Source organism: Paenibacillus sp. Marseille-Q9583, assembly GCF_976954365.1.
Genome location: NZ_CDRJTB010000038.1, coordinates 1 through 13,796 on the forward strand (window position 1 = coordinate 1; position 13,796 = coordinate 13,796).

11 protein-coding genes are annotated in these 13,796 nt (G+C 42.6%); 10 read left to right on the forward strand and 1 reads right to left on the reverse strand.

The features are described 5' to 3' along the window. The 7 genes from ACWNM1_RS17685 to ACWNM1_RS17715 all read left to right on the forward strand — a co-directional run. A partial coding sequence (locus ACWNM1_RS17685; protein WP_449601945.1) for a purine/pyrimidine permease occupies positions 1 to 707 on the forward strand: 707 nt, incomplete at its 5' end. Between the two features lie 15 nt (positions 708 to 722). Beyond that, on the forward strand, positions 723 to 1,904 hold the full coding sequence (locus ACWNM1_RS17690) for a NupC/NupG family nucleoside CNT transporter (RefSeq protein ID WP_449601946.1): 1,182 nt from the start codon (positions 723 to 725) through the stop codon (positions 1,902 to 1,904). Positions 1,905 to 2,210: 306 nt separating this feature from the next. Next, entirely contained in the window at positions 2,211 to 3,911 is a 1,701-nt protein-coding gene (gene treC / locus ACWNM1_RS17695; RefSeq protein WP_449601947.1) for an alpha,alpha-phosphotrehalase, read from the forward strand. A 50-nt stretch (positions 3,912 to 3,961) separates the two neighbouring features. Continuing rightward, positions 3,962 to 5,932 carry a PTS system trehalose-specific EIIBC component gene (gene treP, locus ACWNM1_RS17700; protein WP_449601949.1) on the forward strand — a complete coding sequence of 657 codons (1,971 nt, stop codon included), beginning with the start codon at positions 3,962 to 3,964 and terminating at the stop codon, positions 5,930 to 5,932. A 163-nt stretch (positions 5,933 to 6,095) separates the two neighbouring features. Next, positions 6,096 to 6,815: a trehalose operon repressor gene (gene treR, locus ACWNM1_RS17705; protein ID WP_449601951.1), complete on the forward strand. Its 720-nt coding sequence runs from the start codon at positions 6,096 to 6,098 to the stop codon at positions 6,813 to 6,815. Between the two features lie 129 nt (positions 6,816 to 6,944). Then, a complete protein-coding gene (locus ACWNM1_RS17710; RefSeq protein WP_094868972.1) occupies positions 6,945 to 7,214 on the forward strand; it encodes a hypothetical protein in 270 nt (89 codons plus the stop codon). Positions 7,215 to 7,312: 98 nt separating this feature from the next. Continuing rightward, positions 7,313 to 7,501 carry a hypothetical protein gene (locus tag ACWNM1_RS17715; RefSeq protein ID WP_042188410.1) on the forward strand — a complete coding sequence of 63 codons (189 nt, stop codon included), beginning with the start codon at positions 7,313 to 7,315 and terminating at the stop codon, positions 7,499 to 7,501. A 278-nt stretch (positions 7,502 to 7,779) separates the two neighbouring features. Here the strand turns inward: ACWNM1_RS17715 and ACWNM1_RS17720 are convergent, their stop codons facing one another. Then, positions 7,780 to 8,355 (reverse strand): dihydrofolate reductase family protein, encoded by a 576-nt coding sequence (locus ACWNM1_RS17720; RefSeq protein WP_405174148.1) that lies wholly within the window; start codon positions 8,353 to 8,355, stop codon positions 7,780 to 7,782. 159 nt (positions 8,356 to 8,514) lie between these two features. Here ACWNM1_RS17720 and ACWNM1_RS17725 point away from each other — a divergent pair, with 159 nt between their 5' ends. From ACWNM1_RS17725 to ACWNM1_RS17735, 3 genes are all read left to right on the forward strand, one after another. Then, a complete protein-coding gene (locus ACWNM1_RS17725; RefSeq protein ID WP_449601953.1) occupies positions 8,515 to 10,437 on the forward strand; it encodes an AraC family transcriptional regulator in 1,923 nt (640 codons plus the stop codon). A 499-nt stretch (positions 10,438 to 10,936) separates the two neighbouring features. Then, the gene (gene codB, locus ACWNM1_RS17730) at positions 10,937 to 12,214 is read left to right on the forward strand and encodes a cytosine permease (RefSeq protein WP_379424224.1); all 1,278 of its coding nucleotides are present in this window, start codon (positions 10,937 to 10,939) and stop codon (positions 12,212 to 12,214) included. Continuing rightward, positions 12,183 to 13,451 carry a cytosine deaminase gene (locus ACWNM1_RS17735; RefSeq protein WP_042188420.1) on the forward strand — a complete coding sequence of 423 codons (1,269 nt, stop codon included), beginning with the start codon at positions 12,183 to 12,185 and terminating at the stop codon, positions 13,449 to 13,451. Before codB ends, ACWNM1_RS17735 begins: the two co-directional genes overlap by 32 nt. Positions 13,452 to 13,796: the final 345 nt, after the last annotated feature.

Genomic DNA, 13,796 nt, shown 5'->3' on the forward strand with positions numbered 1-13,796 from the left:
TTATCTGCGGTAATATACCAGTGTTTTCTCATGCGGATACTCTATTTAAGCTACCGAAAATATTCCCATTTGGCAGACCTCAATTCGATGCTGGGACAATCACTACTGCATTTTTATTAACGCTGTTATTAATAACCAATGCAGTTGCGTCGATCCGTTTGATGGAGACCGTTATGAAACCAAAGCAAGTGGATCATCATCGTTATTTGCGCGCCGGGTTTACTTCTGGAATTACGCATCTTATTAGTGGCGGTTTAGGAGCGGTCGGTTCTGTCCCTATCTCGGGAGCGGCAGGATATGTTGAACAAACAGGGATGAAGGAGCGCAGATCATTTTTAATTGGATGTTTCTTTGTGATCTCAATATCCTTATTTCCGCCAATGATGAATGTTATATCAGCGATTCCAGCTCCCATAGGCTATTCCGTTACCTTCGTCATTTTTGTGAAGATGATCGGACTAGCGCTAAAGGAATTGAAGAAGGTCATTCATGAAGAACGAACATTTATCGTTAGTGGAATTTCCCTTTTAGTGGGTGTGGGATTAATGTTTATCCCTTCATCAGCAACGGCCCATTTATCTCCGATCGTGATAGCCATTTTAAATAATGGATTAATATGCGGAAGTCTGTTGGCGATTATTTTGGAACAAGGGTTAATGTGGAAAGATGCATTTCGATATGAGGATTCCAAGAAAATTAACCGATAATTTGGAGGGCTAAAAATGCATTATCTAATTTCAATTGCTGGTTTGGTTATTGTTCTATTACTGGCATGGCTAGGAAGTAACAATAAGAAAAAGATTAAATATCGTCCAATCATTGTAATGATTGCTATTCAGATCGGTTTGGGATTAATTATACTAAAAACAAGTATAGGTGAATTCTTAATTAAAGGGTTCGCTGATAGCTTTGCAAAATTGCTTGGATACGCCAATGAAGGGACTAACTTTGTTTTTGGCGGGATTGCAAATGAAGGGGCCCATACATTTTTCCTTTATGTTTTGATGCCCATTGTTTTTATGTCGGCATTAATTGGGATATTGCAGCATTACAAAATTCTGCCATTCATTATAAAGTATATTGGACTGGTACTGAGTAAAATAAATGGCATGGGTAAATTGGAATCTTATAATGCAGTTGCAGCCGCAATTGTCGGACAAAATGAAGTATTTATTTCGGTGAAAAACCAGCTTGGACTATTGCCAAAACATCGCTTGTATACATTATGTGCGTCTGCAATGTCTACGGTATCCATGTCAATCGTTGGTTCCTATATGACGATGCTAGAACCTCGGTATGTAGTAGCTGCATTGATATTAAACCTATTTGGCGGATTTATCATTTCATCTATCATTAATCCGTATGAAGTTACACCTGAAGAAGATATTGTTGATGTTCAGGTAGAGGAAAAACAAACGTTTTTTGAAATGCTAGGCGAATATATTATGGATGGCTTTAAAGTAGCCATAGTAGTTGGTGTAATGTTGGTTGGTTTCGTTGGGATCATTGCTTTAATTAACGGGGTCTTCAGCGGAGTATTCGGTATCTCTTTTCAAGGAATTTTAGGGTATGTCTTTGCCCCCATTGCCTTTCTTATCGGTGTCCCATGGCATGAGGCTGTTGATGCAGGCAGTATCATGGCGACAAAGCTTGTTGCGAATGAATTCGTTGCTATGCTTGACTTTGTTAAGATCCAAGATGGATTAAGTGGGCGTACTACAGCCATTGTCTCCGTTTTTCTAATCTCATTTGCTAACTTTGGGTCCATTGGTACCATTGTGGGTGCAGTGAAGGGATTGAATGAAAAGCAAGGGAATATCGTCGCACGCTTTGGATTAAAGCTGTTATTTGGCGCCACACTTGTAAGCGTTTTATCCGCTCTGATCATCGGTATCATTTTTTAGTTAAAACAAGCTGATTTTCGTCATCGTTATGGATTCTGCAGAAGATATCTTTGTATATAGAAAGCCGCTAAGTTAGCGGCTTTTTTGTTGTGGTTATAGTGCAAATATTAAGATAGAAAAGGAAAAAGAATAATGGATTATCAAATGGGTTAATTAAGGAAGAACCGCCTGTTTTCACTCTTTTTCCGGGTCAGATAGCAAAAGTATTGACAACCTGTATATACAGGTTTAAACTGTGTGAAGTGTTTGAACTTGTATATACAGGTTTAATGTTTGACATAAAGTATTTTTTTGGAGGTGTTCAACTTGAGTCAGTCCCAGTATTCGGAGTGGTGGCGCCGATCTACGGTGTATCAGGTATACCCGAAGAGCTTTAAGGACACTACAGGCAACGGAACAGGAGATATTAAAGGACTTATTGAAAAATTAGATTATTTGCAGAAGCTTGGAATTGATATTGTCTGGTTACAGCCGGTCTATGTCTCGCCACAACATGATAACGGTTACGATGTTGCGGATTATGAAAATATCAACCCGGATTTTGGTACAATGGAGGATTTCGACGAGTTAGTACAGGAACTGCATAGACGTGAAATGAAGCTAATGATCGATATCGTGGTTAACCATACTTCAACAGAACATGAGTGGTTCAAACAGTCCATTTCAAGCAGGAACAATCCCTACCGTGATTATTATATTTGGAAGGACCCGGCTCCGGACGGCGGCTTACCCAACAACTGGCAGTCAAAGTTCGGAGGTCCAGCCTGGCAGTTTGATGAAGCTTCGGGACAATATTATCTTACTCTCTTCGATAAAACCCAGGCGGATCTGAATTGGGAGAACGAGAAGGTACGTAGAGCAGTGAATGATATGATGCTATTCTGGGCTAAAAAGGGTGTAGACGGCTTTCGCATGGATGTAATTAATTTAATCTCCAAGGATCAGCACTTCCCTGATGATGACGGGAGTGTTCCACCGGGGGATGGACGTAAATTCTATACTGACGGTCCACGGGTCCATGAATACATCAAAGCGATGTATGAAGAGGTATTCGGTCCGTATGAGATGGTGACGGTCGGAGAGATGTCCTCAACTACACTAGAGCATTGCATCCGGTACTCGAGTCCTAAAGAGCGGGAATTTTCCATGACTTTTAATTTTCATCACTTAAAAGTCGATTATCCGAACGGACAGAAGTGGGAGCTAATGCCCTTTGATTTTGAGGCGCTGAAAAGCTTGTTCACAGAGTGGCAGACCGGAATGCAGAAAGGTCGGGGCTGGAACGCCTTATTTTTTAACAATCACGATCAACCGCGTGCCCTCTCCAGATTCACTGATGATAAGGTCTACCGTGTAGAGAGTGCCAAGCTGCTTGCAACAACTCTGCATGGACTTCAGGGAACACCTTATGTGTATCAAGGGGAAGAAATCGGGATGCCAAATCCGGTATGGAAGAGCATCGATGAGTTCCGTGACATTGAGTCACTGAATATGTACCGTATTTTGTGTGAACAGGGGAAAAGCCCTGAGACTGCCCTGAGTATTCTTCAGGAACGTTCACGTGACAATTCACGTACGCCGATGCAGTGGGATGACAGCCGAAATGCCGGATTCACCACAGGTACTCCCTGGCTGAAAGTTGATGAGCGGTATTTGGACATCAATGTGCAGAAGGAGCTAGCCAATCCCGATTCCATCTTCCATCATTACCGTAAGCTGATTGCACTACGCAAGGAGTATGGGATATTCATTGAAGGTGTATTCAAGAGACTCGATGATGGTCATCCTGAAGTGTTCGCTTACGCCAGAACAGGTGATGGTGAGGCGCTTGTAGTGGTCTCGAACTTCAGCAGTAAAGAGATTACCTTCCGTTTTGAAGAGAGTCACTGGGCAGAGTTATCATCTGGTAAAGACAAGCTTCTGATTGGAAATACAACAGAAACACCTGCATTAACACAAGAGTTTCAGCTTAGTCCTTATGCTTCCTACATGTGGTTAATCCGCTAACGAGGTGTACTTGAGAAGGAGCACAAATCAATTATGTAAGGAGTGAAAATATGGCTATAGACCGCAAAAATGTTGAGGATATTGTACGGGCAGTCGGGGGCAAGGAGAATATAGAGGTTGCGACACATTGTGTAACCCGGCTAAGATTCTCGCTGTATGATGAGAGCAAGGTGGATTCGGAAGCCTTGGACCGAAACGAACTAGTAAAAGGACAATTTTCTAGCCAGGGGCAGTTTCAGATCGTTATCGGACCGGGAACTGTAGATAAAGTATACGATGAAATGATTCAGATCACTGGCGGTTCTCGTTCTTCCAAAGATGAAGTGAAATCCGCTGCTGCCCGAAAACAGAATCCGCTGCAGCGTGCGATCAAGACGCTCGCTGATATATTTATTCCTATTCTTCCAGCTATCGTAACCGCAGGTTTGCTGCTTGGGGTCAATAATATTTTGACCGGGCCTGGTATCTTCTTTGATAATCAGTCGCTGGTGGATGTCTATCCCGCATGGAAAGACATTGCTGCGATTATTAATACGATTGCCAGCACAGCTTTTACCTTTTTACCAGCACTTATCGGTTGGGCAGCTGTTACACGGTTTGGCGGTAGTCCTCTGCTCGGGATCGTTTTGGGTCTCATTCTAGTGCACCCGGATCTATTAAGTGCCTATAACTATGCAAGTGCTTCCACCGAGGGAACGGTTCCAACCTGGAATTTGTTCGGCTGGCATTTGGAGAAGATCGGTTATCAGGGACAAGTATTGCCAGTGCTGGTTTCGGCCTATATTCTGGCTAGGCTGGAGAGGTTCCTCAACCGCCGGGTGCATGATTCCATTAAACTGCTGGTTGTTGCGCCAGTGACTTTACTGATTACAGGTTTTCTGGCCTTCACCATTATCGGACCGGTTACGTTTGGCATTGCCAATGCCATCACCTCCGGCCTGATCTTTGTATTTGATCATTTTGCGCTTCTTGGTGGCTTGATTTACGGCGGATTCTATTCGCTTCTTGTCATCACTGGTATGCATCATACCTTCTTGGCGGTTGATGTGCAGCTCATCGGCAGTGAGGGCGGTACCTTCCTCTGGCCGATGTTAGCGCTATCCAATATTGCTCAAGGTGCCGCTGCACTGGCAATGATGTTCGTAGTTAGAGAACAGAAGGCAAAAGGCTTGGCGGTCACGTCTTCCGTCTCTGCATTTCTCGGCGTGACGGAGCCGGCAATCTTCGGAGTGAATATCCGATATCGTTATCCTTTCATCTTCGGGATGATCGGCTCAGGGATTGCCGGTATGCTTCTTACCGTTAATCAGGTTCGCGCTTCTTCCATTGGGGTAGGGGGGATTCCCGGCTTCCTTTCGATATTCCCGAACCAGTGGGGTGTGTTCTTCATGGGCATGGTTATTGTTCTCATTGTGCCATTTGTCGCCACTGTACTCTACGGCCGTTCTGTGGTGGGGCGCTCCGAAAAAAACTCAGCTACAAAGGCTACTAGTACTGTGAGCGAAGCAAATGATTTGAACAGCCGCCCTCCAGTTCAAGAAACACAGGAATCCGTGAATATTTTGGAGCTTATCTCTCCACTCAGTGGAACTGCAGTATCTCTAGAACAGGTGCCTGATCCTGCCTTTGCTGAGAAACAGATGGGCGAGGGAATTGCAATCGAACCTTCTGAGGGTAAAGTATATGCACCTTTTGATGCTACAGTAGCTCATGTAATCAAGAGCAAACATGCGCTTATATTGGAGCATGCAAGTGGTGTACAGGTGCTCATCCACGTTGGAATTAATACGGTGTCGCTTAAAGGCACTGGTTTTACCACCAATAAGAATATTGGCGACAAGGTGCAGGCAGGCGAGCTTCTGCTGGAATTTGATATGGAAGCTATCCGCGCAGCAGGTTACCCGTTGATTACTCCAATCATCATTCCTGCAGGTCAGGATATGGTGGAGAAAATTGAGGAGAAGACTGGACCAGCTGCAGCTAGACAATCTAGCATCTTGACTATTCATCTCAAGAGTTGATACAGGCTATATTGGCAAAGACTTTATATTACAGAAAGACAGCCCCTAGGGGCTGTCTTTCTGTAAATATAAGAATTCATATGTTCCACGCTATAAATTTCCCTCCAATTGAATCGATGCTTCTAAAGGCATGACGTGATACAATAAAGGGCGGTGATCAAAATTGAGAGAAAATAAATATTTACAAATTTATAATGAGTACAGCAACCAAATTCTTTCTGGACAACTGCTGCCGGGAACCAAGCTGCCTTCTGAAAGTGAACTTGCTGAAGCATATAGCACTTCACGAGAGACTGTTCGCAAAGCGCTGAACCTGCTGTTCCGTGAAGGATACATTCACAAAATTAAGGGCAGAGGCTCCTTTGTGCTTGATATGACGAGAATGGATTTCCCCGTTACCGGTCTGATTTCATTTAAAGAGATGGCCGATACACTAGGTACTGCCTCGCGGACGCTGGTAGAGCGGACGATAAGTGAGTCGGCAGGCTCAGCACTCGCCAGACATCTGCAGATTCCACCTGAAACCCTGGTTTGGAAAGTTATTCGTGCCAGAGAGATTGAAGGCGATCGGATCATTTTGGATAAGGATTATTTCCGAGCGGATATTGTTCCATTCCTAAGCGAGGAAATCGCGGAAGGCTCACTTTATGAATATCTGGAGCACGAGTTGGGGCTTAAAATCAGTTATGCGAAGAAGCTGATATCCGTTGAGCCTTCTACCGAGGAGGATCATAGACTGCTTGATTTGAAGAGTTACACGCATATTGTAGTAGTACGAAACTATGTTTATTTGGAGAACACGGTGCTTTTCCAATATACCGAGTCCAGGCATCGACTGGATAAATTTCAGTTCGTGGATTTTGCTCGAAGGGTGAAACGTTAAGCTAAGCTTAAAGAGGGGTGTCCCAGTTTGGGATACGCCTTTTTTATGCGAAAAAAATCATTTTCCTCCAAAGTCTACAGTTATTTATGTGGTAAAATTAGGATAACTGAATATGGGGAGGCGTGAAAATTGAGTCTTGATCTTGTGATGATTATTTTTCTGCTATTAATAAATATTCCAATATATAAAGTATTGTTTCGCGTGTTCTTTGTGGATAATGATGATTATAACGAAACGATTAGACATACTTTTACACCTAACATCGTTTCATTATTCCGAGGAGAGTATTGGAAGGATAGAATGAATACTGCAAGACTTCAGTTTTTTGTTATTATTTGCGTTGGGTTAGTTGTTTTAGAATACCTTGTTTTGAATAAAGTAATTGAAATTTTTCGTTGAAAATAGGAATTTGAATTTCTTGCATAAGCACCATTCTTTTATGGAAAACTTCTGTTGTGCAAATAAATAGCATGATTCCATTTTGGGAGGATAGTATTATGACAAATCAGGATCCGCAGGAGCTTCTTAAGAGTAAACATAAGCTAGACGAGCAAAAAAGGCAGTTCACAAATTTCGCTCGAAGTGCTTCCGGTCATGGTGAAGTTGAAGCTGGCCAGGAATTCAGTAATGATCGAGTGCCTGACGATCAAAACCGCATGAAATCTGTTGAGAATAGACAAGATTGATCTTGAATAAAAAATAAGCCGATCCTTTACTGGATCGGCTTAAAAAATGATTATTACGTTTAATGTGTTGTTTTAGTAGAAAACGTGTTTCTAGCAATTTCGCACGCTTTTGTCTATGGTATTTTAAATAAATATCAGAATGGGATCTGATTTTACAGAAGCAGGTGCAGAAAATTGATAAATTTGGACAAATCAGCAAAGGCAAATAAAGTATTAGACTGCCGCTGTTGTCGTTCCAATAACGTTACCAGTTAGTATAATCACCTTAAGTGACAAGGTCATCTTACCGTCTGGTAAACGAGGCCTATGGCTCCAGAATCAAATGTCTTGTTTTCGATTAGCTTAAGATTGATCTTCTCCTTGAGACCTTGGAATAATGGCAATCCCTTACCGATCAGAACGGGAGAAACCGTAATTTTATACTCATCAATTAAATCAAGCTGCATGAGGTGGTGTGCGAACCTAGGACTGCCGAGGATGACCATATCTTTGCCTGGCTGCTGTTTGAGGTTATTGATCTCTTTCTCGACATCTTCTTTCACGAGTCTGGAATTATTCCATTCGACTTTCTCCAGCGTCGTGGAAAAAACGATTTTGGCTGTCTTTTCGATCCACTCTGCATGATTCCGTTCATGCTGCGAAGCTGATGGGTTCGAAGGCACAGATGGCCAGTAACTATGCATCATCTGATAAGTCCCACGTCCCCAAAGGACAGTGTCGGCAGTACTCAGAATTTCTTTCGCATGTTTCTCCAAATCAGCATCGTAGGAAACCCAACCAATGTCCATTTCACCATTCGGCCCTTCAACAAAACCGTCAAGCGATGTGTGAAGAAATAGAACGAGTTTTCTCATTTTCAGTTCTCCTTTGTTCATGAGGGATATTTAAATTATACATTAACTACATTTTAGCAGTTTTCTTCAGTCTAGACCTTTATTATCTTTAGACAACTGTTATTGATAATGGTTATCATTTATGATGATCATTAGACAGATAACGGAGGGGTAGTCATTATGCACATCAACAATCAAATATTTCTATGGGATCAAGCGACCGTCAAGTTATTGGATGTACGCCAAATTGAAATGGTTCAAGGCGAAATTCGTCAAAAATATAAGATTCCTGCCAGTATATTTTTACTTTCGGTACATGGGAGCGCTCAAGTTCAGTTAGATCAGGCCGAATTTTCTTTTACAGGATTTCAAATTCTCCATAGTGGGAAAGGGGTGACCCTCAATATTGTTCCGACAAGCAAGAAATTTGTTTACTATATCATTTACTACCGTGCATGGATTCATGAAGAGGATCCCTTCCAAATACAATATTGTTTTTCCCCTAATTCACCCATTTTACTTTATAACAAAATTCAAATGATGCATCAAAAATGGAACAGGCAAGAAGAGAGACTCCATGTTAAATCACTGTTTTATCAATTCATTGATCAGGTTTTAAAAGAATTACATAAAAAAGAGAATGAGGTGAAACAAACAAGTGTTGCAGTCCAAGTAATCACCTATATCCAGGAATACTATGCGGAGCCAATTACATTAGATTCTCTTGCGGAAGTATTTAATTTCAGTGCTTATCATTTGTCATCATTGTTTAAAGAGTACACAGGTATGAGTCCGATTGATTACTTAATTCGTTTTCGGCTTGAACGTGCAACAGAGCTTTTAATGACAACAGAGGCTTCTGTCGGGGAAATTGCAGCAAGCGTTGGTTATAAAGACGTTTATTATTTCAGCCGAATTTTTAAGAAAAGAAAAGGTGTATCCCCTGCACATTTTAGAACAAGAGAGATACAGGCACATAAAGTTGCTGAAAGTCCATCAAACTTCCCCACATCCTCTATTTTTGAACACATCGTTCAACAGTATATTAATAATGATAATCATTATCATAATACGGAAAAAGGGGAATTACATATGTTTAAAATGACAAAATCTCAGACGACGGCAACTTTGCTGCTTTGCGGTTCTCTATTATTAGGCGCTTGCTCAAGCGGGACGGGCACAGTTGCGAAGGAGCAGAGTACTGGGAGTGGATCCGAAAATCAAACTGCATTAGAAGAAAGTTCGAAGACTCGAATAGTATCAACGCCAAAGGGAGATGTGGAAGTACCTGCAGAGCCGAAAAGAGTAGCGGCTGACCAATATATGGGGCATTTATTGAAATTAGGAATTGTTCCAATCGGTGCAAGAACATTTATGCTGGATGAAGGCTGGATGGAAAAGGCGGACATTCCGAAAGAAACGATCGAGAAAATTGAAGATCTAGGGGATTTTCCTTTAAACCTAGAAAAATTAACGATGCTAGATCCGGACTTAATTATCGGCTCAATCGATGAGAACATAGAACAATATGAGAAGATTGGAACGACTGTTTTTCTGCCTTATTGGGAGGGGTTATCTACCGCAGGGCCGCTTGATAAATTCAGGGGTGTAAGCAAGATATTCGGAAAAGAAAAAGAAGCAGAAGAATGGATTACGGAATACGAACAGAAAGTAGCTGAAGCAAAGTCGAAACTCGCCGGTGTTATCAAGGAAGGGGAAACCGTTTCGGTTGTTTCATTTTCAGAAAAAGCGGTATACGTCTTAGCGGCAAAGGGAGGAAACTATGGTTCTTCCACTATATACAATATGCTGCAGCTGCCTCCAACAGAAAGTGCAAAGAATATGGCAGAGGGGTTTGAATCGATTTCACTTGAAGTGCTTCCAGAATACTTAGGGGATTATGTTTTTGTTTATAATGGCGATGCTGATGCAACAAATAAAGCAATGGAAAGTAACATATGGAAAGGCACCCCTGCAGTGAAAAATGGCAAAGTTTATTTGTATGGTGATAACTATCATGATGAATTCGTAATGGAGGACCCTTTTTCATTAGAGCTTCAGCTGGATACGATTGTGAATTTATTACTTGACACTACTAAATAATTTAATAGATATGGCACATCTGAGCGAAACGGAATTCACCTCCTGAATAAATTAAAAAACCGCTCCGTTTAGACTGTGGATTCAGGCCGTTTCTGATAGGAAATGAAGGAACTCCGAGAGTGAGGTTGTCCGGTACCACATAAGGCTTTGTACTATGAGCAAGTGCCTTGGTCGACCTCATCCACATAATAATTCCAAGCGCAGCATTCAAAAGAGGATTTATATCAATGGATATTAATGACATTGACATCTATAGGTTTTTCTAAAATAATAGAATGTAATTGAATACTGGTACCTTTAATTCAGTCCAGAGAGGCTGACAAGGACAGCGGATTTTTATAATCACGTGAGAAGCAGGGCATATTCCGTCAAGGGGTGCTCTGTGTCTTAGCGTGGGTTATGATGAACAAAAGAGGCTACTTGTCAGTTTGATCTGACGAGTAGCCTCTTTTGTTTCTGCTTTTTTGGTATCAGGACACTTTATACTGGGGGTATTCTGATGAGTAAACAAGATCAAGAGTTTTCGTGGCAAGCGGTGCCGAAAACGCAGAGAAATCATTTTGGAAAGACGTTCTCCGTCATGTTAGCATTCACTTTCTTTTCCGCAAGCATGTTGGCAGGGGGAACGTTAGGGGTAAGCTTGACATTCATGGAGTTCATTGGAATCGTGCTTGCCGGTAATCTGGCACTCGGCATCTATACCGGAGCACTGGCACATATCGCTGCCAAAACAGGTCTTTCCACGCATTTGCTTGCAAAATATGCGTTCGGTGAAAAAGGCTCGTACCTTCCTTCTTTCCTGCTTGGCTTCACACAGGTCGGATGGTTCGGTGTCGGTGTAGCCATGTTCGCGGTACCTGTCGCCAGAGCGATGGACTGGAATGTGTACCTTTTGATCTTCGTGTTTGGTCTCGCAATGACGGCATCAGCCATCTTCGGTATGAAGTCGCTCGTCATTCTGGGTTATATAGCAGTTCCGGCCATTGCTATTCTCGGTGGTTACTCCGTGTTCGAAGGAGTAAACACGCTGGGTGGTCTGCAAGGGTTGCTCGATTACTCACCAACAGAGTCGCTTACCGCAGCAGCAGCATTGACTATTTGTATCGGGTCATTCATTAGCGGCGGAACGTTGACGCCCGATTTTGCCCGGTTTGCCAGAACCTCCCGGCAGGCGGTTACTGCAACGGTCATTTCGTTCTTTCTAGGGAACTCACTTATGTTCCTCTTCGGTGCAGTCGGCGCAATGGCTTATAATTTGGCAGATATCTCGGAGGTCATGTTCTTGCAAGGATTGCTCATTCCTGCGATCATCGTACTGGGGCTGAACATCTGGACAACTAACGATAACGCACTTTACGCTTCCGGGCTGGGCTTTGCCAATATCACTAAAATTTCGAAAAAGTTCTTCGTTATCGTTAACGGCATCGTGGGTACCGTATTTGCCATGTGGATGTACAACAATTTCGTTGGTTTCCTGAATGTGCTGGGCGCGGCGATACCGTCCATCGGGGCGATCATCATCGCAGACTATTTTATTGTGAAGCGCCGAAACTATAAACCATTTGCCGACATGACTTTCAAAAATGTAAACTGGATCGCGATGGTGGCTTGGGTTATCGGCGTGGCCTTCGCCCAGCTGGCTCCAGGAATAACACCACTTAATGCACTGATTGGAACAGCGGTTGTATACACCGTGATAATGCTGATCGTTGCTAAGAAAGAATCCAAAGAAAAGGGGAATAAAAATGATTATACAGAACGCAAAATTGCGGGGTAAAGAAGGTTTATGGAATATTGTTGTGAAAGATGGGAAGTTTGAGCTTATCACGCAGTCAATGGAACTAACTGCGAATGAGGAAGTAATTGATGTTAACGGTTCACTTGTGCTGCCGCCGTTCATTGAACCTCATATTCACTTGGATACAACGCTAACAGCAGGTGAGCCGGAATGGAATTTGAGCGGAACACTGTTTGAAGGCATCCAGCGTTGGTCAGAACGCAAGGCCTTCCTGACGCATGAAGACGTCAAAACGCGTTCCAAAACTGCATTGAAGTGGCAGATCGCGCAGGGTATCCAGCATGTACGAACACATGTAGACGTTACTGATCCAAGCTTGACCGCTGTAAAAGCGATGCTTGAAGTGAAAGAAGAAATGGCACCGTTCATTGACATCCAGCTTGTCGCTTTTCCACAGGAAGGTATTCACTCCTTCCCGAACGGCGTGGAATTACTAGAAGAGTCGCTGAAAATGGGTGTTGACGTGGTGGGTGGTATTCCACACTTCGAATTCACAAGAGAATATGGCGTTGATTCGATGAAGGTTGCGTTTGACCTCGCTGAAAAATACGACCGTCTGATCGATATCCATTGCGACGAAATCGATGATGAGCAATCCCGTTTCTTGGAAGTTGTAGCCAAAGAAGCTTACGAACGCGGGCTTGGCTCCCGTACGACAGCAAGCCACACGACGGCGATGGGGTCATACAATGATGCATATACGTACAAATTGTTTAGATTACTGAAGATGGCTGACCTAAATTTCGTCTCCAATCCTCTGGTTAACATCCATCTGCAGGGACGCTTTGACACTTATCCGAAAAGAAGAGGATTAACTCGCGTCAAAGAACTGCTGGAAGCGGGACTTAATGTATGCTTCGGTCACGACGACATTTTTGATCCATGGTATCCGCTTGGCACAGGAAATATGCTTCAGGTGCTGCACATGGGTATTCATGCTTCTCAGTTGCTCGGATACGATCAAATCGTAAATTCAATCGATCTTATTACGAAAAATAGCGCAAGAACGTTGAATATCGAGGATATGTACGGCATTGAAGTAGGTAAGCCTGCCAACTTCATCGTTCTTGAAGCAGAGAACGAGTATGAGACCATTCGTAAACAGGCCGGAGTACTTTATTCGTTCAGAGCCGGCCGCAAAATCGCGGAAACAAAGCCGCGGGACACTTCGATCATTCTTGAGAACGGTTCGGAGAAGATTACTTTCAATAAATAATCGAATGAAGTATGTGCTCCATCAAGCAGAGCCTGCTTTTTAGTCAAAAATCCCCTCATGATAGTCAGGAATATATGAGATCACGTGATTGTGAACTCTTCCTGTATACATGGGGGGATTTTTTGTGATTCTTGTGTTTGACCATTTTTCTATTGCAGGACGTTCCGGACCTAAACTCAAGTATCACTAAGACTTTTTTCATAGCTTATTTCCAAGATTCGACATTGTTTTCACCCACTGTATAGGCCGAAAGTATAAATTTACAACACTTTACAAAAATCTATGTTTTTCCTAATCCTTATGAGATAGCATATTAGACGAAAGCGGTGGACAATTATGGAAAAA

What these genes read in the sequence shown, in the direction of transcription:
- ACWNM1_RS17690 (WP_449601946.1), top strand. Translation starts at nt 723, where the DNA reads ATGCATTATCTAATTTCAATTGCTGGTTTGGTTATTGTTCTATTACTG.
- treP (WP_449601949.1), top strand. Translation starts at nt 3,962, where the DNA reads ATGGCTATAGACCGCAAAAATGTTGAGGATATTGTACGGGCAGTCGGG.
- ACWNM1_RS17715 (WP_042188410.1), top strand. Translation starts at nt 7,313, where the DNA reads ATGACAAATCAGGATCCGCAGGAGCTTCTTAAGAGTAAACATAAGCTA.
- ACWNM1_RS17720 (WP_405174148.1), bottom strand. Translation starts at nt 8,355, where the DNA reads ATGAGAAAACTCGTTCTATTTCTTCACACATCGCTTGACGGTTTTGTT.
- ACWNM1_RS17725 (WP_449601953.1), top strand. Translation starts at nt 8,515, where the DNA reads ATGCACATCAACAATCAAATATTTCTATGGGATCAAGCGACCGTCAAG.
- codB (WP_379424224.1), top strand. Translation starts at nt 10,937, where the DNA reads ATGAGTAAACAAGATCAAGAGTTTTCGTGGCAAGCGGTGCCGAAAACG.
- ACWNM1_RS17735 (WP_042188420.1), top strand. Translation starts at nt 12,183, where the DNA reads ATGATTATACAGAACGCAAAATTGCGGGGTAAAGAAGGTTTATGGAAT.